Origin of the sequence: Tropicibacter alexandrii, assembly GCF_003667315.2 — a bacterium.
GTDB classification, from domain to species: domain Bacteria; phylum Pseudomonadota; class Alphaproteobacteria; order Rhodobacterales; family Rhodobacteraceae; genus Tropicibacter; species Tropicibacter alexandrii.
Map to the genome: position 1 here is coordinate 140,477 of NZ_RCTZ02000001.1, position 20,171 is coordinate 160,647.

General features: G+C 65.5%; 23 protein-coding genes. 4 read left to right on the forward strand and 19 right to left on the reverse strand.

Going from position 1 to position 20,171, the window contains the following annotated elements; translation table 11 throughout:
• Positions 1 to 16 precede the first annotated feature (16 nt).
• The 17 genes from D8Z78_RS00725 to D8Z78_RS00805 form a co-directional block, all read right to left on the reverse strand.
• Positions 17 to 3,949 (reverse strand): baseplate multidomain protein megatron, encoded by a 3,933-nt coding sequence (locus D8Z78_RS00725; RefSeq protein ID WP_121629970.1) that lies wholly within the window; start codon positions 3,947 to 3,949, stop codon positions 17 to 19.
• A 3-nt stretch (positions 3,950 to 3,952) separates the two neighbouring features.
• A complete protein-coding gene (locus tag D8Z78_RS00730; RefSeq protein WP_121629969.1) occupies positions 3,953 to 4,384 on the reverse strand; it encodes an NlpC/P60 family protein in 432 nt (143 codons plus the stop codon).
• Positions 4,381 to 5,265, reverse strand: a complete 885-nt coding sequence (locus D8Z78_RS00735) for a DUF2163 domain-containing protein (protein ID WP_121629968.1) — start codon at positions 5,263 to 5,265, stop codon at positions 4,381 to 4,383. Before D8Z78_RS00735 ends, D8Z78_RS00730 begins: the two co-directional genes overlap by 4 nt.
• On the reverse strand, positions 5,265 to 5,897 hold the full coding sequence (locus tag D8Z78_RS00740) for a DUF2460 domain-containing protein (protein WP_121629967.1): 633 nt from the start codon (positions 5,895 to 5,897) through the stop codon (positions 5,265 to 5,267). Before D8Z78_RS00740 ends, D8Z78_RS00735 begins: the two co-directional genes overlap by 1 nt.
• Before the next feature lie 21 nt (positions 5,898 to 5,918).
• Positions 5,919 to 6,581 carry a phage tail tape measure protein gene (locus tag D8Z78_RS00745; RefSeq protein ID WP_206169615.1) on the reverse strand — a complete coding sequence of 221 codons (663 nt, stop codon included), beginning with the start codon at positions 6,579 to 6,581 and terminating at the stop codon, positions 5,919 to 5,921.
• On the reverse strand, positions 6,556 to 6,771 hold the full coding sequence (locus tag D8Z78_RS00750) for a rcc01693 family protein (RefSeq protein WP_121629965.1): 216 nt from the start codon (positions 6,769 to 6,771) through the stop codon (positions 6,556 to 6,558). The genes D8Z78_RS00745 and D8Z78_RS00750 overlap by 26 nt, the downstream gene beginning before the upstream one ends.
• The gene (locus D8Z78_RS00755) at positions 6,758 to 7,090 is read right to left on the reverse strand and encodes a gene transfer agent family protein (protein ID WP_121629964.1); all 333 of its coding nucleotides are present in this window, start codon (positions 7,088 to 7,090) and stop codon (positions 6,758 to 6,760) included. Before D8Z78_RS00755 ends, D8Z78_RS00750 begins: the two co-directional genes overlap by 14 nt.
• Positions 7,090 to 7,512, reverse strand: coding sequence for a phage major tail protein, TP901-1 family (locus D8Z78_RS00760; RefSeq protein ID WP_121629963.1), 423 nt, complete (start codon positions 7,510 to 7,512; stop codon positions 7,090 to 7,092). Before D8Z78_RS00760 ends, D8Z78_RS00755 begins: the two co-directional genes overlap by 1 nt.
• Positions 7,513 to 7,535: 23 nt before the next feature.
• The gene (locus tag D8Z78_RS00765) at positions 7,536 to 7,943 is read right to left on the reverse strand and encodes a DUF3168 domain-containing protein (protein ID WP_121629962.1); all 408 of its coding nucleotides are present in this window, start codon (positions 7,941 to 7,943) and stop codon (positions 7,536 to 7,538) included.
• A complete protein-coding gene (locus D8Z78_RS00770; protein ID WP_121629961.1) occupies positions 7,940 to 8,278 on the reverse strand; it encodes a phage head closure protein in 339 nt (112 codons plus the stop codon). The genes D8Z78_RS00765 and D8Z78_RS00770 overlap by 4 nt, the downstream gene beginning before the upstream one ends.
• Positions 8,275 to 8,868, reverse strand: coding sequence for a head-tail connector protein (locus tag D8Z78_RS00775; protein ID WP_121629960.1), 594 nt, complete (start codon positions 8,866 to 8,868; stop codon positions 8,275 to 8,277). Before D8Z78_RS00775 ends, D8Z78_RS00770 begins: the two co-directional genes overlap by 4 nt.
• A gap of 158 nt (positions 8,869 to 9,026) precedes the next feature.
• Positions 9,027 to 10,211, reverse strand: a complete 1,185-nt coding sequence (locus tag D8Z78_RS00780) for a phage major capsid protein (protein WP_121629959.1) — start codon at positions 10,209 to 10,211, stop codon at positions 9,027 to 9,029.
• Between the two features lie 99 nt (positions 10,212 to 10,310).
• Positions 10,311 to 10,862, reverse strand: a complete 552-nt coding sequence (locus tag D8Z78_RS00785; RefSeq protein ID WP_121629958.1) for an HK97 family phage prohead protease — start codon at positions 10,860 to 10,862, stop codon at positions 10,311 to 10,313.
• A 15-nt stretch (positions 10,863 to 10,877) separates the two neighbouring features.
• Positions 10,878 to 11,102, reverse strand: coding sequence for a GTA head formation protein, RCAP_rcc01685 family (locus tag D8Z78_RS00790; protein ID WP_121629957.1), 225 nt, complete (start codon positions 11,100 to 11,102; stop codon positions 10,878 to 10,880).
• Entirely contained in the window at positions 11,095 to 12,279 is a 1,185-nt protein-coding gene (locus D8Z78_RS00795; protein ID WP_121629956.1) for a phage portal protein, read from the reverse strand. Before D8Z78_RS00795 ends, D8Z78_RS00790 begins: the two co-directional genes overlap by 8 nt.
• Before the next feature lie 315 nt (positions 12,280 to 12,594).
• Positions 12,595 to 13,842, reverse strand: coding sequence for a DNA-packaging protein (locus D8Z78_RS00800; protein ID WP_121629955.1), 1,248 nt, complete (start codon positions 13,840 to 13,842; stop codon positions 12,595 to 12,597).
• A 19-nt stretch (positions 13,843 to 13,861) separates the two neighbouring features.
• Positions 13,862 to 14,230: a hypothetical protein gene (locus D8Z78_RS00805; protein WP_121629954.1), complete on the reverse strand. Its 369-nt coding sequence runs from the start codon at positions 14,228 to 14,230 to the stop codon at positions 13,862 to 13,864.
• Positions 14,231 to 14,495: 265 nt separating this feature from the next.
• Here D8Z78_RS00805 and D8Z78_RS00810 point away from each other — a divergent pair, with 265 nt between their 5' ends.
• Genes D8Z78_RS00810 through D8Z78_RS00820 form a run of 3 tightly spaced genes read left to right on the forward strand, consistent with a single transcriptional unit; the run spans position 14,496 to position 16,797 of the window.
• Positions 14,496 to 15,677, forward strand: coding sequence for a pyridoxal phosphate-dependent aminotransferase (locus D8Z78_RS00810; protein WP_121629953.1), 1,182 nt, complete (start codon positions 14,496 to 14,498; stop codon positions 15,675 to 15,677).
• The gene (locus D8Z78_RS00815; protein ID WP_121629952.1) at positions 15,674 to 16,468 is read left to right on the forward strand and encodes an isocitrate lyase/PEP mutase family protein; all 795 of its coding nucleotides are present in this window, start codon (positions 15,674 to 15,676) and stop codon (positions 16,466 to 16,468) included. Before D8Z78_RS00810 ends, D8Z78_RS00815 begins: the two co-directional genes overlap by 4 nt.
• Positions 16,465 to 16,797 (forward strand): TfoX/Sxy family protein, encoded by a 333-nt coding sequence (locus D8Z78_RS00820; protein ID WP_121629951.1) that lies wholly within the window; start codon positions 16,465 to 16,467, stop codon positions 16,795 to 16,797. Before D8Z78_RS00815 ends, D8Z78_RS00820 begins: the two co-directional genes overlap by 4 nt.
• Positions 16,798 to 16,849: 52 nt before the next feature.
• Here D8Z78_RS00820 and ndk read toward each other — a convergent pair whose 3' ends face one another.
• Both ndk and D8Z78_RS00830 read right to left on the reverse strand, forming a co-directional pair.
• Entirely contained in the window at positions 16,850 to 17,272 is a 423-nt protein-coding gene (gene ndk, locus D8Z78_RS00825; RefSeq protein WP_121630113.1) for a nucleoside-diphosphate kinase, read from the reverse strand.
• Between the two features lie 92 nt (positions 17,273 to 17,364).
• Positions 17,365 to 18,243 (reverse strand): hypothetical protein, encoded by an 879-nt coding sequence (locus D8Z78_RS00830; RefSeq protein ID WP_121629950.1) that lies wholly within the window; start codon positions 18,241 to 18,243, stop codon positions 17,365 to 17,367.
• 51 nt (positions 18,244 to 18,294) lie between these two features.
• Between D8Z78_RS00830 and D8Z78_RS00835 the strand changes: the two genes are divergently transcribed.
• Positions 18,295 to 20,145: an ABC-F family ATP-binding cassette domain-containing protein gene (locus tag D8Z78_RS00835; protein WP_121630112.1), complete on the forward strand. Its 1,851-nt coding sequence runs from the start codon at positions 18,295 to 18,297 to the stop codon at positions 20,143 to 20,145.
• The last annotated feature ends 26 nt before the right edge of the window (positions 20,146 to 20,171 follow it).

The following is a 20,171-nucleotide window of genomic DNA, read 5'->3' on the forward strand; positions in this document are numbered from 1 at the left end:
CGGCGGCGTCATGGGCTCAGGCGATCTGGGTGATCGCGAATGGTCCGGGCCCGTAGCGGCCAGAGATCTGCGCCACGGCGATCTGGAAGGCGCCGGTCAGGCTATCGGCGCTGCGCTGGCTGGCCGGGTAGGTCCAGTCGGGCGTGGTGACGGCGGTCTCGCGGATCACCGTGTCGCCCTGCTGGACGCGGACCAGATAGGTTTCCTGATCCTCGCCAAGGGGCACGTCGTACAGGTCCCAACTGTCGCCGTCGATGCGGGTGCGGCGCGTCCAGCGGACCTCGATATCGCTGCCCGTGTCGCGCGCGCGCAGGTGCACGGGGCGATAGGGGCGCAAGCCGTTGCCGTCGAAGGCGTGGTTCACATGGGTATAGGTCGGGTCGTCATAGCCGCGCTTGGCCGGGCCGATGCGGAAGTGACGGTTGATCCGGCGATGTGCCTGCGCCAGCGCGATCTGGGCGGGAGCACCGTCAAGCGCAACGACGATGGAGCCCGCAGGCCAAACCGGCTGCATCAGCGCGTCGCTGCCCAACTGCCCGCGCAGACGGTGCGAGACCAGCCAGCGATCCTCGGACAGTAGGGTGACATCGCGGAACTGGAACAGTTCCCAATTGTTGGGGCTGCCGTCGCCGATGGCAAAGAGGTTGCCGCCCGCCAGCAGGTCCGCGTCGGGGATGCTTTGCAGCGTGCCGCTGGCGAGGCGCAGTTGCAGCGGCGCACCCCGGTCGATCATGCCGGAGCGCCCCGGCAGAAGGGGCGTTTCGGTGACGCCGATGACGGAGCGCGCCGCAAAGACGCTGTTCAGCGCGTAGTCCGCATCCTGCGCGGCATCATAGACGGCGACAGAGCCGGGCCACGGCTCGGCGGTCAGGGCCAGATGCGGGGCGTGCTCGACCTCGCTGCCGGTGACCAACGGCAGGTCGAGGAAGAACGGCGTGACCGGCACGGCGGGTGTAAAGGGCCGCAGGGTGGCGCCATCCTCGCCATAGCTGCTGGGCTTGTAGACGTCAGGCTCGATCCGGACGGCATCGATGACCTGATGCTCCATCACCTCGACCCGGTCGATCCGCGCCAGCGTCGGGCCGGATTTCGACGGCAGGCGCACGATATCCCCTGCCCCGAGCTCCAGATGCGAGGGCGGCAGCGCAAAGCGCAGGGTATCGCGCGAGACGCGGCCCTCGGTCAGCCAGCGCTCGGTGGTCATGCGGCCTTCGGCGCGGGTCAGCGCAAGGCTGAGTTCGGTTTCGGCCACCGCATGGGTCTGCTCGTCGGGCAGCACGGTTTCCTCGGAGGCCAGTTGATGATCGCTGTCGGCAAGGACAAAGCCAACGCGGACACGGCCCGCCATCTCGGCCTCGGCGGCGCGGGTTTCGCTCAGATCGCCTTCGATCTCGTCGGACAGGGCAAGGTCGGCGAGGGTCAGGTCGGTCGGCATCTGCCCGTCGCGCATGCGGAAGACCACGCGCCCGTCGCGTTCAATGGCGTCAAAGCCATAGGCCAGCATCAAGGGTTGCAGCGCGCGGCGCGCATCGCCCACCTGCGGCACGACATAGCCGCGCACGAACCCGTGCAGGCCCGATGTGTCGATCCGGGTGAGGCCAACGCGGTTGCAGATCTCGGTCACGACCGAGGCAAGGCTGCGCCCCGAGATACGCCCGTTCAGCCAGTGCCCGCGACGGTAATTCGCCCCGTCCGACCACAGGTCGGCATTGCCCGGGAACCACGGGTAAGGCCGCGCATCCCAAGCCCAGACGAAGGCGCGCGTCATGTCCAGCATCGGTCCGCCATAGAGGTCCGATTGCGGGTTGTTCTGCGGATCGCCCCAGTAGCCCAGCATGGCGCGCAGATAGGCGCGCTGCATCTCCTCGTCACGGGTCCCGTTGGAGTAATGCGGCAGCTGGCTTTCGGACGATTTCGGATCGAGGAACTTGTTGGGCTGGTTGGCCCCCTTGTCGAGCGCGGCACAGCCCAGTTCGGTGAACCAGATCGGCTTGGAGCGCGGCTGCCAATCGGTGGGCTGGTCGTTGCGCTGACCGCTCACACGTTCGAAATGGCGGTTCTGCCACCAGTTGCGGATGTCCTTGTAGCGCCAGACCCAAGGCTCGTCATGTTCGCCATCGGTGATTGGCGTGCGCCGCTGGGCATCGCGCGCCTCGGGCGAGTTGTAGTACCAGTCGTAGCCCTCGCCGCCCTCAATATTCGATTGCAGATAGCCGATGTCATACGTGCTTTTCCAATCGGCATCGGCGTGGGTATGGCCATCGCGCCAATCGGCGAGCGGCATGTAGTTGTCGATCCCGACGAAGTCGATCTCGACATCGGCCCAGAGCGGGTCGAGGTGGAAATACAGATCGCCGGAGCCATCCTGCGGGTGGTATCCGAAATACTCGGACCAGTCGGCGGCATAGCCGATCTTGACCGACGGCCCCAGCAGGGCGCGGCACTCTGCAGCGAGCGCCTTGAGCGCGTCGACGGCAGGGAAGCCGTTTGTGCCCCTGATCTGGGTCAGGCCGCGCATCTCTGAACCAATGCAAAAGCTGTCGACACCGCCCGCGGCTGCACAGAGCGCGGCCTGATGCAGGATGAACCGACGATAGGACCATTCGGCGGGGCCGGAATAGGTGACATTGTCGCCGGAGATTGCGAAATCTGCAGCAGACGCCGTGCCGAAGAAGGCCGCGACTTCTGTTTCCGCGTCTGCGGTCCGGTCCGGGCTGCCTTCGACACCGGGGGCGAGCGACAGCGTGATGCGGCCGCGCCATGGCAGCTTGGCCTGTTCGCCAAACCCGCTCCAAGGATCGGTGAGGCCATTGCCGGGCATCTGGTCCATCAGGATGAACGGGTAATACATCACCGCGAGACCCTGATCCTGCATGCGGCGGATCGACTGAATCACGGACTGGTCGGTGGGCGTGCCGCCATAGACCGGGCGCTGGTTTTCGGTCGGGACCATCTGCGCCTGCGCGCGCGACAGGCCCGAGACCGACCACGGCATGGTCTGCGCCTCATACTGGGTCTGCTCGACCTTGGGTTGGATGGTGCATTCGCCACAGCGCAGGTCATCGCCGAACCAGCTGACCACAAGCGACGCGGAACGGCAGTTCGGGGCCTCTTCGACCAGTTGGTCGAGCGAGGTGTTGAAATCCGGCTCTTCGGAGGGTGAGTTGACGTTGACCACGGCCTTGCCGTTCTTGCCCGCGCCAAAGATCCCGTTCGGATCGGCGCTGTAGGTCATGTAGACCGGCTGGGTTGCCAGCGCGTATTCGCCCGTGCCGGGGATCATCGCGACGCCCTGCACCGCTTGCGGCACGTCGTCAGAAGCGGCCTCGGGGCGGGTAACTTCGAAACTAAACTGCGGGACACGGTTGCCGAACCGTTCGAGATACATGTCCTCGATCACCACATAGGCGGTGCCGCGATAGGCGGGCACAAGGCCTGTGCCCTCGACCGCCTCGATCTTGGGGTCGGGCAACTGGTCGCTTGTGCCGCGATAGACCCGCATGTTCAGGTCCTTGACGGGGATTTCGGCGCCGTCGGCCCAGATGCGATTGACGGATGTGATCTCGCCCTCGCACAGCGCGATGGCGAGGCTGATCGAGTAGCTGTATTGCTTGATCTTGGGCTGAGGCGGAGCGCCCTTGCCACCGCCGCCACCCTTGGTCGAGACGTGTTCCTGAAACTCGGTCGACCAGATCACATGGCCACCGACGCGCATCCGGCCATAGACCTGCGCGATGGGCGCGCCTTCACCGGCGCCGGTCAGGCGGAACCGCTCGATCCGGCCCGTCTCGACGGTCTCCGCGCCTTGCCCCATAAGCCGCTGATCCAGCATCCGCCCCATCGAGGCCCCGATGAACCGCCCGACGGCGGTCATCGACAGGCCCAGAACGGACCCGCCGATGGAACTGCCGATTGCCGCGCCTGCGGCGGAAAGAAGGATCGTCGCCATCACTCAATCTCCGTTTGGAAAGGCAAAGCGGGCCACGACCCGCCGCGCCCAAGGCGCGCTCAGCGCGCTTTCGACCACCCCATGCCCCGAATAGGCATGGATGAAAGAGGCGTCGCGCCCGGTCCGCGCCTGCAGCCCCACATGTTTCGCAACCGACCCGTCGCGCATCCGGAACAGCAGGACATCGCCCCGCGCAGCAAGTGCAACCGGTTTGACCAGAAGGTGCCGTTTGGCGGCTTGCCAGAGCCGCTCGTCACCCTGGGGTTCGGACCAGTCCATGCTGTAGGCCGGAACGGGTTCCGGCTCTGCCCCCAGCACCTCGCGCCAGACACCCCGCAGCAGGCCAAGGCAATCGCAGCCCGCGCCCTTGACCGAGGCCTGATGCACATAGGGCGTACCGATCCAGCCCCGTGCCACGTCGACCGCGCGAGTCATCGGCGGCTACCGCCGCCTGTGCGCTTGGACTGTGTGGGGTGGATGGTCATCCAGTCCTCTTCGGGGATGTCCGGAAATCCCTGAAAGTTCAGCACGTTGTTGAATTTCAGCCGACAGGTTTCAAACCGCTTGTCACAGCCTGCAGTGATCCGGATCGTGTCGCCGATCACCGGCTTGGCCCTGAGCGGCTCCCAGATATCGATATGGCGCAGGCCCGTCTCGTCGAACCGGTCACGCTTTACCATGGCCGTCAGCCCCTGAGCCGCGCCGTCGAGGATTTCGACCCGACCGCGCGTGAACCAATCCGGCTCGAAACCGGTCTGCTTGCCAATGCCAAAGGCGCGATTGTCCAGAACCGAGGTCAGCGGCCCTTCGAAGACAAAGCCATTGGCCGCCAGATCAAAGCCACAGGCCGCATCGCCCAGCACGGCCGAACAGGGTTTTTGATAGACCCGCCCGACGGGGCGGTTCAGGGCTTCGGTCAGACCGCGCAGTTCCGCATGAAAGGCGCCTGCACCGCGCCGGATCTCGCCAATATGGCCGCGAAACATAACGCGCCGCGCGGTGACATCGGCCCAGTTGACCAGCCAAGCCACAACCTCGGCCCCGTCAAAGCGACCCGCCGCGATATCCTCTTCGCGGATCGCCGCATCGGACAGCGCGCCCATCGCTTCGGTGTTGTCGATGGACAAGCCCGTCGACTGGCTCAGGGCTTTGGCCGTGAGGCCGGTCTCTGCCTTGAAGACGATGCCGTCGAATTGCAGGTCGAGATCGTGATCGGTAAAGCCGTAGACCGTTCCGTCACGCCGCGTAACCGCCCAAGCGCGCGCCACCGTGCCGATACCGTCGGCCAGGTGCGCATGAAGTGCCTCGGCGCCCATCAGACCCGCACCTCGACCACCGGTACGTCAGGCACTTGGCCTGCGCGGAAACTGGCGACGCTGACATTGATGCGATCCGTGTCGAAGCGCACCGGCACGTCGAATTCGAAACCCACGCTGATCTCGGCATCCTTCAGAGGCGCCTCGACGAAGGTGATGACACCGGTCTCGACATCGATTTCGAAATGGACGCCTTGCAGCATTTCCACGTCTTGAACCGCCGCGAGGATCGTACCCTGCACGGGCTTCTTGATCGGTCGGGCATAGCTTTGCGCACCGGACCGGTAGGTCTTGATCAGCTGAAAGCTCTTTGTGGCGCCATCGCCGCGCGCGATCACCTGATCGCCCGGCTGGACCTGTTTCGACGGCGGGCATGACTTGTAGTCGGCCCAGTCTTTCCAGCGAAAGCCGAACAGCTGTCCCTGCCGCGCCTCGAAGAACGAGATCAGCGCCTCGACATCATCGAGCGATCGCAGACCGAGACCCGCGTCATAGCGCCTGCGCGAATGCGCCCAAGGTGTGTTGCGCTCTTCGTGGCCGCTGGTCAGCGTCACGATATCCGTGCGCCGCTCGGGGCCGCCAATCGAGCCAAAGCTCAGATCGGCGGGAAATCTCACCTCGTGAAACGACATCTGTCCCTCCTTTCACTTGTGTCAGCGATTGCGCGCGCCGCGGCTGAGTGCTTGGCTCATGCGGGCGGCGATCTGGCTTTGGCTGCGCTCGAAACTGCGCGCGTCGGGCGTCTGGATGTTCATCACCACGGTCACACCCTGCCCGCCCCCGGCCGAGCGCACGCCCAGCTTGCCGTCCGGGCCACGGGTCAGCGGCATGATCGCCTCTGGCCCCGCCTCGCCCATCAGCCCTGTGCCACCGCGCATAGGGAAGGTCGTCGGGCCGGACACAACGCCGCCATTGGCGAAGGGCATGACACGCCCTTGGCTAAAGCTGCCACCATTGGCAAAGGGCGAATAGGCGCCGAACATGGACGACACACCGCTGGCCAGCATTCCGCCGATATGGCCAGCAACCGGCTGCACCGCGGCCTTCCAAGCCGCGTCGATCATCGAGTTGGCCACCGTGCGCAGAGCATCGGACAGCTTCATGCCGTCCATCACCACGCCATCGATCGCCCGCGTCACACCCCGTGTCAGGGTGGATTCCAGCCGCTCGGCGCCCTTGCCGGTGGCCGAGAACGTCTCGTTGATGCGTTTGAGTTCGGCATCGAATTCTGCCGCCATGCTCACCGCGCCACCAAGCGAGGCTTCCAACGCCTCGACCTGTGCGCCCAAGTCATCCACTGTTCCGGCCATCGTCATCACCTTTGCTTGCATCGGGGAAGGCCGCCATCAGCTCGTCGAGCCGCGACCGCCCCATGGATCTTGCTCCGCCCTCTTCGCCCAGCATCAGCCGCAGCTCTGCCGGCGTCAGGGCCCAGAATTCGCCGGGCGTCAGGCCGAGGCCGCGCATCCCGGCCTGCATCAGGGCAGGCCAGTCAAACCGGCCCATTTGCCTGCTCCGGCAACATGAAGGCACGCGCCAGCAATTCCGCCGCCGCCCGCGCCGCCGCCATCGGGCCGCCCGCAATCTCGGCCTGCATAAGGTCGCCTGCGCGCCCCTGCCAGCCGCCGCCGCGCAAGCCCGCCACGATCAGCGCCAGCACGTCGCGTGTGCTGAACCCGCCCGCCTCGAAGCGCTGAACCAGCGCGACCAGCGTGTCGCCGTCCAATGATGCCTCCAGCTCGGCCAACGCGCCCAGCGTCAGCCGCATCACGTGGGGCTGGCCATCGATGACCAGCTCCACCTCCCCCCGCCACGGATTGCCCATCACGTCACCGGCTGCGCGGTGAAGGCCAGTTCGCCCGCCGAGGCCAGTGCGACCTCGTAGGTCGCCTCGCCATTGTGCGAGCCCGCATATTCGATGCTGGTCACCTGAAACTTGCCGCGCACCGTGCCGAAATCGGGGATGATCACCTGAAACTCCGGCGTCTCACCATCGAAGAAAATCTGCCGCGCGCGTTCGTCGGTATTGGCGTCCTTGAACACGCCCGAGCCGCTGATCGAGGCGGATTTCACGCCTGCACCGGCCAGCAATTCGCGCCAGCCGCCAGCGGAGTCCAGCGTCGTCACATCGACCTGTTCCGCGTTGAAGCTGACGCGCGTCGCACGCAGCCCCGCCATCGTCTCGAACTGACCGTCCCCGGTCAGATCCACCTTGATCAGAAGATCCTTGCCGTTCTGAGCACCCATCGTCTCACTCCTTCGATAAAAGGTCAGTTGTCTTCCACGCTCGCGCGGAAGGTCAGGTCGATGCGCCGCAGGCCGTCACGCTCGCGCGCGGCCTTGGCCTTGATGAACCACAGCCCCGCCAAGGACCCCCGCGACAGTGTCAGCGTAGCTCCGTCCAGCGCATCGCTGATCGCGCCCGCCGCTTCCTTGGCCGCCTGAAAGCCCGCCACTTCGGTCACGACGCTGACGACGAAGTCATGCACCGCGCCGCAGCCGGTCGAATGGTTCGCGCCGGTCACCGTCTCAGGACCAAGCGCCACGTAGGTGTCGGGCAAAGGCCCGGGTGGGGGCGCGTCGAAGACGTTGCTGCCGACCAGCCCCTGCAAAGCCGCATCCGCGACCAGTGCTTGGTAAACCGCCGCCTGCAGCGGTGCGGAAACCGCGTAAGTCATACCGCCAGCTCCTCTTCACATTGACAGGTCAGGTACAGGCCGCGTTCGTCCGCCTCGCTCACCGCGTCGACGCGAAAGACCCGTGGCCCCATGCGGAACCGCTGCCCCGGACGAGGACGGTTGCTGTGCCCGACTGGCGCCGCGCGCAGGGTAATCCGGTGGCCCGTCGCCGACACCGCCACTGCCTCGCCCGAGACAAGCCGCCCCGTCCGCGCCGTGACCTCGCCCCAGACCGTGCCCAAGGGCGCCCAGGTCTCGATGAAGCCACCGGCCCCGTCGGCGATCCGCTCGGGCGTCTCCAGCAGCAGTTCCATGTTCAGACGCGGGGAACTCATGCGCCCAGCCCCAGCCGTACGGGACGGAAACGCGCAATCAGCGAGGTGACACCAAAAGGCATGCAGCCCTGGCTCAGCGCCGTCTCATCGCGGTATTCGTAATAGTGCGCCGCCAGCAGCAAAACCGCCTGTTGCAGGTCGGCCGGGATGTTGGCAAAGGCGGCCCCGAACCCCGCCGTCAATCGGATTTCTGCCGCGCCACCGGTCGGAATGGTCGGAAGCATTGCGCCCATCGGCGCCAGCTTCGGTTCAAAGGCATCCTTGACCAAGCGGTAACGCCCCGCATCGATCACGGTGGCCACGCCATAGGCATCGATGACGGCCAGCTCCGTGATCGCCGTCACCGGCGAGACCGGCAGAACCTGCGCATCGGTCGCGCGCCAATCCGCCAAGGTAATGACAAAGCCGCGTTCGATCAGCGCCTTGCCGGTGCGGGCCTCGATTGCCGCCATGGCGGCCCGCAAGAACGACCCGAGAACGGAATTCTGCACGTCATCCTCGGCAAAACCCGTGCCCAGCCTCAGGTGCCGCTTCAGCTCCGCCACCGGAAGGGCCACCTCGGGCACTTGTGTTTCTTCCACCAACATCATGTCTCTTCTCCGAAATCCCAGGTCCGCACCGCCCCGCCGGATGGCGGGTCGGGCGCGCGCTCCCCACGCTGCACGGGCGGAGGGACAGCTGGACAGCCAAGGCGCGCGCGCCCTCGGAGGGGTGGAAACCTGCCCCCACCCCTCGTCTCAGGCGCCTCTTACGAGGTCGCGCACTTCAGAAGCTTGATCGCGGCAAAGTCGCTCACGTCGCCGCCCACGCGCTTGGTGGCATAGAACAGCACGTGCGGCTTGGCCGAGAACGGGTCGCGCAGGACGCGCAGATCGGGACGCTCGGCGATGGTGTAGCCTGCACCGAAATCGCCAAACGCGATCGGAACGGTGCCGGTGCCGATATCGGGCATATCCTCGGCGATCAGCACCGGGTAGCCCAGCAGACGCGCCGGTTCAGCCTGGGCAAAGCCATCGGCCCACAGGTGACGACCGTCATTGTCCTTCAGCTTGCGCAGCGCGCCCGCGGTCTTGGAGTTCATGACAAAGGACGCACCCGCGCGGTATTGGGCCCCCAGCGCATAGACCAGATCGATCAGCTTGTCGCCGTCGCCGATATTGTCTGCCACGCCGGTAAAGACATAGCCCAGCGAACCCCAGGCCCAGGTGCTGTCTTCGACCTGGGTATGGTCGAGGATGCCGCGCGGCTTGTCGACGCCGTCGCCATTGATGAAGGCGGACGCTTCGGCGCGGGCGAACTTGTCGGCGATGCGCTTGGCCAGCCAGCCCTCGATATCGAACGCTGCGTCATCCAGCAGGCGCTGCGAGATCTTCGGCAGGGCGTTCAGCTCGTAGAGCGGGATCGAGATGCGCTCGATGGTCGGCGTGCCGGTCTCGGCGGTCGAGGAGGTCTCGTTCGCCCAACCTGCGCCGGTGTCGTTCTGGTCGACCAGCACGTCAAAGGACGAGGCCTCGACATTGACGACATTGGCGATGGCACGGATCGACGCGGTCGAGGACAGCACGCCCTTGATGGTCTCGGCGGTCTGCGGATCGACCAGATAGCCGCCATCCGAGTTCACCGCGGTGTTCATCGACTTGCCTTCCAGCACGAGACCGCGCAGCGCGTCATCGTCACCCGAACGCAGGTAGGCATCGAAGGCCTTCTGATGGGTGCCGTCCAGTTCCGCGCTTGCGGTGGACAGTGCCGGGCGGCCCAGACGGGCGGATTTTTGATCAAGCATGGTCAGTCGCTCTTCCTGTTTGTTAAGCTTCTCTGAGAGGTCGGCCTGAAGGGCCTTGAAATCCCCGATCAGTCCCGCCATCGCGGCACTCACCCGGGCGACCGGGGACACGTCTTCCCCGGTCCGAGACTTGGTCTCGGTTGTGCTCATCCTGATTTACCTTTCACTTGCCCCGCCGCTTTCGCGATACGCGGGCAGATCGGTTGCCCTGCCGCCCGGTTGCCCGGCAACGGCGATGAGTGGCGCGCGTCAGCCGCCCGCCAGGTTGCGGCGCATGTCCTCAAGGACCTCCGCCAATTCACGCCAGTCGCTGGCATCGGGCGCATCGCCCTTGGCCCCGACCCGCGCACTGGGCAGCATCGGGAAGGTCACCAAGGACACCTCCCAAAGCTCCAGTTCCGAAAGGAGCCGCTGCCCCTTGTCATTCTTTGCCGCCTTGACGGTGCGATAGCCGATCGACAGCCCGTCGATCGCGCCCGCCTCGATCAGCGCAGCGGCCTCGCGGCCCTTTTCCACGCTGGCCAGAATGCGGCCCTTCACGTACAGACCGCGCTCATCCTCGCGCACCTCGTCCCAGATGCCGATCGGCTGCGCCGGATCGTGCTGCCACAGCATCTTGACGCCGCGATTTTCTGCGGCGAGCTTTTGCAGGGACCGCGCATAGGCGCCCTTGGCCACCACATCGCCACCTTGATCGCAGGCACCGAACAGGCTGGCATAGCCTTCGATCACCGTGCCATCCTTGGCTTCGGTCACGGCCACATCCGTGCCCAGCCGACAGAACTTGTGTTCCAGATCCATCAATCGTCTCCTCGTTCACGGGGCCGCAGCCACGATCCCCTGAAAGGCCTGCGCCAGGATCACCCCGACGACGCCGTAAACCGTCAGCCAAAGCCGCCGCTCCAGCCGCTCCATCAAGCCTTCGAGCCGCGTCAGCTGGGCTTCGAGCCGCTCGATATGCAGCTTTGATACGCGCTCATGGGCCTCCAGCCGCATCGCGGGAGCGCAGGCAAACGCCTCGCGCCTCAGCCGATCAGTCATCGTCGCTCTCCAGCGCGGGCAGACCCAGCATCGCGCGTTTTTCCGCGGTGGTCAGGAAATCGGCCTTGGCCACGCGCGACCACTGCGCATCGCGTTCCCCGGCCAGCGCGGGAACCTGATCGAGATCAGGCTTCAGCTGCATCTCTTCGCCCAGATGATCCGACAACCAACGCCCGATCTGCGCCGTCACCTTCGAGGCCAGCGGCAGCACCGTCTGGCGATAGAACGCCCGGTGCGCCTCGGCGTAGTTGGCGAATGTCGCCTCGCCCGGAATGCCAAGCAGCATCGGCGGCACACCAAAGGCCACGGCGATCTCGCGCGCCGCCGCTTCCTTGGTCTTCTGGAATTCCATGTCCGAGGGCGAGAAGCCCATCGGTTTCCAGTCCAGACCGCCTTCCAGCAGCATCGGACGGCCCGCATTGCGCGCACCCTGATGATGGCTCTCCATCTCCGAGACCAGCCGGTCATATTGTTCTGGGGTCAGGTGGCCCTGCCCCTCTGCGCCCTTCCAGACAATCGCACCTGACGGACGCGCGGCATTGTCGAGCAGGCCCTTGGACCAGCGTGACGCGCTGTTGTGCACGTCGACCGCCTGCGCCGCCGCCTGCAAGGGCGACAGGCCGTAATGGTCGTCCTGCGGGTGGAAGGACTTGATATGGCAGATCTGGCTGACCGGCCCGGTGACGTCGAAACGATGCTTGCGCGCGCCGACGCTGTATTCATAGGCGATGGGCCAGCCATCGGCGCCCGGCACGACCGCCATGCGATCCGAGCGCAGGACATGCAGTTCGAAGGGCAGTCCCGTCTCGCCGCTGACCGCCTCGACATAGCCGTCGCCCGACAGCAGCATCTGACCATACAGCGCCTCGAACAGCTCGGCGCGGCCCTGGCCCGGATTGGGCTGGGTGATCAGCTTGAGCATCGGGTGGTCCGCATAACGCATCGTCGCATCCTGCAGAACCACCGGCAGCGCCGCGGCAGCCTCCGCAATCAGCTTGACCGCACGAAAGCCCACCGGGTTGCCGGTAAAGGCCTGCTTGGTCAGCGACACCGTATCACGCGGCGACCAGGCCACGCGGCCCGCGCTCATATGGGCGACGACGCGCCCCGTGGCCGAGGCCTTGGCCTCGGGCGCTGCTGCCTCCGTCGTGCTGCGCCGCAGAAAATCGAATACCATCGCTCGCTCCTTTTCCCGGCCCCGGGGGCCAAACCCGCGCCGTTCAGGGAAAGCGCGCTTTCCCCGTCCGGGCCTGTCATCGCTGTTCGGATCAGGTCGAAAGGCTGTCCCTTCATCCGTTGAGAAGCACCCTACGAATGAGAAGTTAAAGGCTTTTCACACCACCGTACGGTGCCCCCAATGCATTGATTCCACATCAAAACTCGGGGGAAGGGCGCTTCGAAGCGCCTTGGACAAGCGCCTTCGAAGGCGCTTGGTCACGCAAATTCGAATTTGCGTCTGCCAAGGCCCTTCGAAGGGCCTTGCACCGCGCCCCTACAGCGACCGGAAACGCGGATTGGTTCCGTCACTGTTCAACGCCTCCGTCACCCCCCAGACCAGCGCATCGACGCGGTCCGGGCTGCCCTGCCCCTGATAGCCCTGCACGGTCATCAGGCACATCTGCTCTTCGAGCCGCTCCAACCCGCGCCCGTGGTAGACCCGGCCCGCCTCATACAGGGCCGCGACCGGTTCCGCCCTGGCAGACTTGCCTTTGGACGCATGCACCATCTTGACCGGCAGAACCGGGTCGACCTGCTGCAGGACCGTGCGCACCATGGCTCCGCCCTGGTTCGCCTCGGCTACTACACGGCCTGCCTCCCAGCGCCGGGCGGCGGCCACCGCCGCCTCGGCCCAGCCGAGCGGCGTCAGCCCCTGCACGCTGGCATCCTCCAGCACATAGGCCTTCCACTGCTGCGGAGGTCCGTCCATCACCGCCCCCACCACGACGATCCCACAGGTATCGGCGCGGGCGCCTTCGCTGGCTGGGGGATCGACCGCAACCACCACGCGCCCCATCTCGGGCAAGCGCCCCACCGATTGCCGATCCAGCACCTCGTGCGTCCAGAGCGCGCCCTCGATATCCTCGACCAGCTCGCCGTCCAGTTCCTGCAGCGCCAGCGCGCCGTGATACCGGCTGCGCACCTCTTCGAGGAAACTCTTCGCCAGATAGGCCCGGTTCGTCTCGGTTTTTGCCTTCGTCACCACGGTCGAGGGCGCCGCCATCAGTTCTTTCAACACCGGCACATTGCGCGGGGTCGTCGTCACGCAGACCTGCGGATGATCGCCCAGACGCAAGCCGAATTGCAGCATGTCCCACGTATCCTGCGCTTTCTTCCACTTGGCGAACTCGTCCACCCAAGCGCCATCAAATTGCGGCCCGCGCAACGCCTCGGGTTCCTGCGCGGAAAACACCATCGCCTCGGCGCCATTGGGCCAGACCAGACAGCGCCGCGTGGCCTTCCATTCCGGGCGGCGGTCGGGCGGCGAACAGGCCATGATGCCGCTTTCGCCGAACACCATCACCTCGCGCGTCTGGTCGAACGTCTCGCCGATCAGCGCCAGCCGCCGCGCGCGTCCACGGTCCAAAGGCTTTGCCCCCTCGACCATCGAGCGCACCCATTCGGACCCGGCGCGCGTCTTGCCCGCGCCGCGCCCGCCCAGGATGACCCATGTCCGCCAGTCCCCCTCGGGGGGCAACTGGTGCGCATGTGCCCAGAAATCGAAAAGATAGGGGAGCGCCATGCGCCCCCCCACCGATAATTCATTCAGAAACCTCTCCCTCTCCGCAGCACTCGCGGATGCGATTGAGACGGCACCAGACCTCAGATCGGGCAGCGTCGAGGTCAAGCCCCCACGCCCCTTCGAGCCCCAGTTCCTTGCGTCGGATGTTTTCAAGTTCGGCCTCCGTTTCCCTGACCGCTTTCAGCCAGTATCTGAGATCACTCAACAATTTGCCGGTCTCGGCTTTCCTCTCGACCTCCCCCTGTCGCAATTGGCCTTGGACAAACCGAATGTCCGCGACCAGTTCATCCAGCGTCTCGGCGATCTCTTGTCGCTGTTCCTCCAAACGCTGGTTGTCGGTCAGTTTCGCGACCAGAAGGGCCGCGGTTTTGTTGTCGTTGCTGCTCATGCTCGACACCTTTCTTGCCTGTAAGGATGCCCCTCCAGAGGCAAGGCACGAAAAAAGCCCGACCGGGGTCACCCCCGACGGGCCTTTGCCGTACCTCGTCCAGCATGTCACAAACACTACTCGGGACCGTTCGATCGGTCAAGCCGGGCACCGCGCGCAAGCCATTGACTTCATTCACACAACTGGACGGATCATTAACCTTTTGGCAACCTGCTTGCCGCGGCTCGCGCGCTCTGGCACCGTGCGCCCAAAAAGGAGTTCGCCCATGCCACATCTGTCCCGGCGCATCACATCCCTCAACGACGGCGGCTCCGACGGGTGGGAGGTCTTCTACCGCGCGCGCCAGATGATCGCCGCAGGCACGCCCGTGACCGAGTTGACCATCGGCGAACACGACATCCGCACCGATCCCAGCATCCTCGACGCCATGGACCGTGCCGCAAAGGCCGGCCATACGGGCTATGCCATGGTCCCTGGGATCGCCCCCCTGCGGGCCGAGGTCGCGCAGCGGATCACGGACCGCACCGGCACGCCGACCACCTCTGACAACATCCTGATCACGCCCGGCGGGCAGGCCGCGCTGTTCGCCGCGCATATCGCCCTGCTGCAACCGGGCGAGACGGCGCTGTATATCGATCCGTACTACGCAACCTATCCGGGCACCATCCGCGCGGCGTCGGGGATCGCCGTGGCCGTCCCGACCCGCGCCCGCGACGCGTTCTACCCCGATGCCGAGCAGATTCGCGCCGCCGCCCGGCAGCACGGCGCGAAAACCCTGCTGATCAATACGCCCAACAACCCGACCGGCACGGTCTATCCCCCCGAAATCCTGCAAGCCATCGCGCAGGTCTGCATCGAGGAAGACCTCTGGCTGATCTCGGACGAGGTCTACGACACCCAGATCTGGGAGGGCGCGCACCTCTCCCCCCGCAGCCTGCCCGGCATGGCCGAGCGCACCTTCGTCGTCGGCTCCATGTCCAAAAGCCACGCCATGACAGGCTCGCGCATCGGCTGGATTTGCGCCCCCGAAGCCGCCATCCCAGCCCTGATCGACCTTGCCACCGTCACCACCTACGGCGTGCCCGGCTATATTCAGGACGCGGCGCTATATGCCCTGCAACAGGGCGCCCCGCTCGAAGACACCGTCGCCGCCCCCTTCAAACGCCGCCGCGCGCTGGCGCTGGACATCCTGTCGAAGCAGGACACCGTGACGGCGATCCCATCCCAAGGGGCGATGTACGTGATGCTCGACATCCGAAAGACCGGGCTGTCGGGCCGCGCCTTCGCCGAAAGCCTGCTTGACGCCCATCACATCGCGACCATGCCGGGCGAAAGCTTTGGCACCTCGTCGGCGGGCCATCTGCGCGTCGCCCTGACCGTGGATGACGACGCCCTCGCCCAAGCCCTGACAACCCTGTGCCACCATGCAGAAAGCCTGATCCCATGAGCTTCCGTGACCTTCACCAGCCCGGCAATCCCTTCATCCTTGCCAATGCATGGGACCGGGGCAGCGCAAAGATGCTGGCAGCACTCGGCGCGCAGGCCATCGCCACCTCGTCTGCCGCACATGCCTTTACTCTTGGTCGGCCCGATGGCGGCACGATCACCCGAGACGAGGCGCTGGCCCATGCCCAAGACCTGATCTCGGCCGTCGACGTCCCCGTCTCCGGCGATTTCGAGAACGGCTTTGGCGACGCACCAGAGACCTGCGCCGAAACCGTGCGCCTGTCGGCTGAGGTGGGCCTTGCGGGCATCTGTATCGAGGACACCGCCCTGCCAAGCGACACCGCCTATCCCCGTGATCTGGCCATCGAACGTATCCGCGCCGCCACCGCTGCGGCCCGCGCCTTGCCGGGCGATTTCGTGCTGTGTGCGCGCGCCGACGGGGTCATGACTGCGGCCTACGACATGGACGAGGCCATCGCCCGCATTCAAGGCTATGAGGACGCCGGCGCCGATTGCGTCTACATCCCCGTGCCCCCGGATTTCGCGGCGCTTCAACGCATCTGCACATCCGTCAGCGTCCCGGTCAACGCGCTGGTGGCCGGACCGATGACCCTGCATTCCCGCGCCGCCTTTGCCGATGCGGGCGTCGCACGGCTGTCGCTGGGCTCGGCGCTCGCCCGCGTCACGCACCGAGCCATTCACGACGCCGCGCGCGCCATGTTCGACACGGGCGACTTCACCCCGCTCGGCCACTCGATCCCCGGCGCAGAGATCGACAAGCTCTTGCGATGAGCACCCCGATCTCGACCATCCGCAACCTTGGCCCCGCCTTCGAACGCGAAGCCGAGGCGGCAGGCATCCCCGACGCGGAAACCCTGCGTAGCCTTGGCGCGCATGAAGCGTATAAACGAATGCTCTCTGCCGGAACGAAGCCGCATTTCATCGGCTATTACGTGCTGCACATGGCCCTGCAAGGCCGCCCGTGGAATGACTGCAAGGGCGCGGAAAAGGACGCTCTGCGCAAGCAATTCGACACGCTCAAAGCGGCCGAGCAGCCCAAGACCGACAGCGCCCTGATGCGCGCGCTGGACGAAATCGGCGTGATCGCCCGCCCCAAATGAAAACGCCCGCCGGATGTCCGACGGGCGTTATGGTCAAATCTGAAGGATCGGCTTAGCCGACCAGTTCCAGACCCGAGAAGAAGTAGGCGATTTCGACCGCGGCGGTTTCCGGTGCGTCGGAGCCGTGGACCGAGTTCTCGCCAACCGATTCGGCGAATTCAGCACGGATGGTGCCCGGTGCCGCGTCGGCGGGGTTGGTCGCGCCCATCACTTCGCGGTTCTTCGCGATGGCGTTCTCGCCTTCCAGCACCTGAGCAACGATCGGAGCCGACGCCATGAATTCGCACAGCTCGTCATAGAAGGGACGCTCGGCGTGGACCTTGTAGAACTCGCCCGCCTGCGCCTTGGTCAGGTGGATGCGCTTTTGTGCGACGATGCGCAGGCCCGCTTCCTCGAACTTGGCATTGATCTTGCCGGTCAGGTTGCGGCGGGTTGCGTCGGGCTTGATGATCGAGAAGGTGCGCTCAAGAGCCATGGGTCTCTCCATAAGTAAAAAGCCGGGCACCACGCCCGACCGAATATCCTGCGCGGCGCGGTAGCACGGGTGGCATCGTTTGAAAAGACCCGTCAGGGCATCGGCACCGCCTGTCCCGCCTCGGTCAACCGGACCTCGCGACGCCGCATTGCCGCGCCATCGCCACGGATTTCCACCAGTGCGGGATCACGCCGCGCCATGTCTTCCAACAGCTTTTGCAAAAAGCCATCGCGTGGATAGTCCTTTGGTCCATCCCGCGGCCCGGCCATGACCTCGGCGACGATGCGTGTCATCTTGCGCCACGCGGGTTGCGTTACGCGCAATAGGTCCCGCTCCAACTCGGTCAGTCCATCCGCCCCGGCCCTCCGCCGCATCAGGGCGGTGCAAACGTCACCATCTAACTGGGCCAGCGCCTCGACATCCCCGTCCACCCAAGACGTCCAAAGGGCCGTGAACCGCGCAATCTCCGCCTCGCGCAGGACTCTCGCAGGCGCGGCCAGCACCTCATCCAACTGCGGAAGACCGTCATGCTGGATCGCGGCGAGCCGCCCGACCCCCGACCTTTGCACCGCGGTCAATAGATAGGCCGCGAACAGAGTCCCTTGGACGCTGTCACCATAGGCGATCACGACACGTTCAGCCTTGGTCACGACCTCTTCCCAAGGCTCCTGCGCCTCCCAACTCTCAAAGAACGCCTCGGCCTCTGCGGTGCTGACCGTCAGCCAGTCGAGCGTTTGCACCGGATAGGTCGGATGCCATGGATCAAGAAGCACCTCCTCATCCCAATCCTGCGTGACCTCGTCAAAGCTGCATGCCAGTTGGAATCGCGCCCGCTGCCGTCGGAACGCTTCCACATCGCGCCAGTCCGACACTGGCCCGACGCTTAAATCATCGATCCACTCAAAGACCCGAACCCCTTCGACCACTGCCCCGCGACAGTCCAGCCCGCCTTGCGCAAGGATAACCCGCATACCCGCTTCTCCCGATTGACAACCTCGCGGCGCTCTGCCACCCGCTACGCCATGTTGCGCATCTCATCCATCAATTTCTCCATCGAGGGCCGTCCGCTCTTCGAAGAAGCCTCCGCCACCATTCCCGAGGGCCACAAGGTTGGCCTTGTCGGGCCCAATGGTGCGGGCAAGACCACGCTGTTCCGCCTGATCCGGGGCGAGCTCACGCTGGATGGCGGAGAGATCTCTCTGCCCTCGCGCGCCCGCATCGGCGGCGTCAGCCAAGAGGTGCCCTCCTCAGAGACCTCGCTGATCGACACCGTGGTCGAAGCCGACACCGAGCGCCACGCCCTGATGGCCGAGGCCGAGACCGCCACCGACAGCCACCGCATCGCCGAGGTGCAGACCCGCCTCGCCGATATCGACGCATGGTCCGCCGAGGCACGCGCCTCGACCATCCTGCGCGGCCTTGGCTTTGACCCCGAACAGCAGCTCATGCCCTGCTCGGCCTTTTCCGGCGGCTGGCGGATGCGTGTCGCGCTGGCGGGTATCCTGTTCGCCCAGCCCGACGTGCTGCTGCTGGACGAACCGACCAACTATCTCGACCTCGAAGGGGCGCTGTGGCTGGAAAGCTACCTCGCGAAATACCCCCACACGGTCATCGTCATCTCCCACGATCGCGGGCTATTGAACCGTGCGGTCGGCAGCATCCTGCACCTCGAAGACCGCAAGCTGACCTATTACGGCGTGCCCTATGACGGCTTCGTCAAGCAGCGCGCCGAAAAGCGCGCGCAGCAGGCCTCGCTCGCCAAGAAGCAACAAGACCGCCGCGCCCATCTGCAAAGCTTCGTCGACCGCTTCCGCGCCAAGGCGACCAAGGCGAAACAGGCCCAAGCCCGCCTCAAGATGATCGAACGGATGGACATGGTCAGCGCCCCCGAAGAGGCGGCTAAGCGTGTCTTCACCTTCCCGCAGCCTGATGAGCTGTCCCCGCCCATCGTCAATATCGAAGGCGGCTCAACGGGTTATGGCGAAACGGTGATCCTGCGCAAACTCAACCTGCGCATCGATCAGGACGACCGCATCGCGCTCTTGGGCAAGAACGGTCAGGGCAAGTCCACCCTGTCGAAACTGCTCGCCGACCGGCTGCCCTTGATCGAGGGCAACCTGACGAAATCCGCCAAGCTGCGCGTCGGCTATTTCGCCCAGCATCAGGTGGACGAACTGCATCTGGACGAAACGCCCCTGCAACATCTGCAACGCGAACGCCCCGACACCCAGCCCGCGCAATTGCGCGCGCGGCTTGCGGGCTTTGGCCTGCACGCCGTTCAGGCCGAAACCGAGGTCGGGCGCCTGTCGGGCGGTCAAAAGGCCCGCCTGTCGTTGCTGCTTGCCACGCTCGACGCGCCGCATATGCTGATCCTCGACGAGCCGACCAACCACCTCGACATCGAATCCCGCGAGGCGCTGATGGAGGCGCTGACCGCCTATTCCGGCGCCGTGATCCTTGTCAGCCACGACATGCACCTGCTGTCGATGGTGGCCGACCGGCTCTGGCTGGTCTCGAACGGCACGGTCAAACCCTATGAGGAAGACCTCGACGCCTATCGCGCCATGCTGCTCGCCCGCGACACGCCCGCCAAACCCGAAAAGCCGAAAGAAAAACCCAAGCGCCCCTCGCGCGACCAGATCCTCGACCTGCGCGCCGAGGTCCGCAAATGCGAGGACCGCATCGCCAAGCTCGAAGACATGCGCGACAAGCTGGCGAAAAAGCTGGCCGATCCTGCGCTCTACGAAAACGACAAGGTTGGCGAGCTGGAAGTCTGGAACAAGAAATACGCCGAGGTCATGGACGGTCTGCACAAGGCCGAAGCGCTGTGGGAAAAGGCTGCGGAAAAGCTGGACGCCGCCGAAAGCGCCTGACCGCTTGACACCCGGCCCACGCGCAG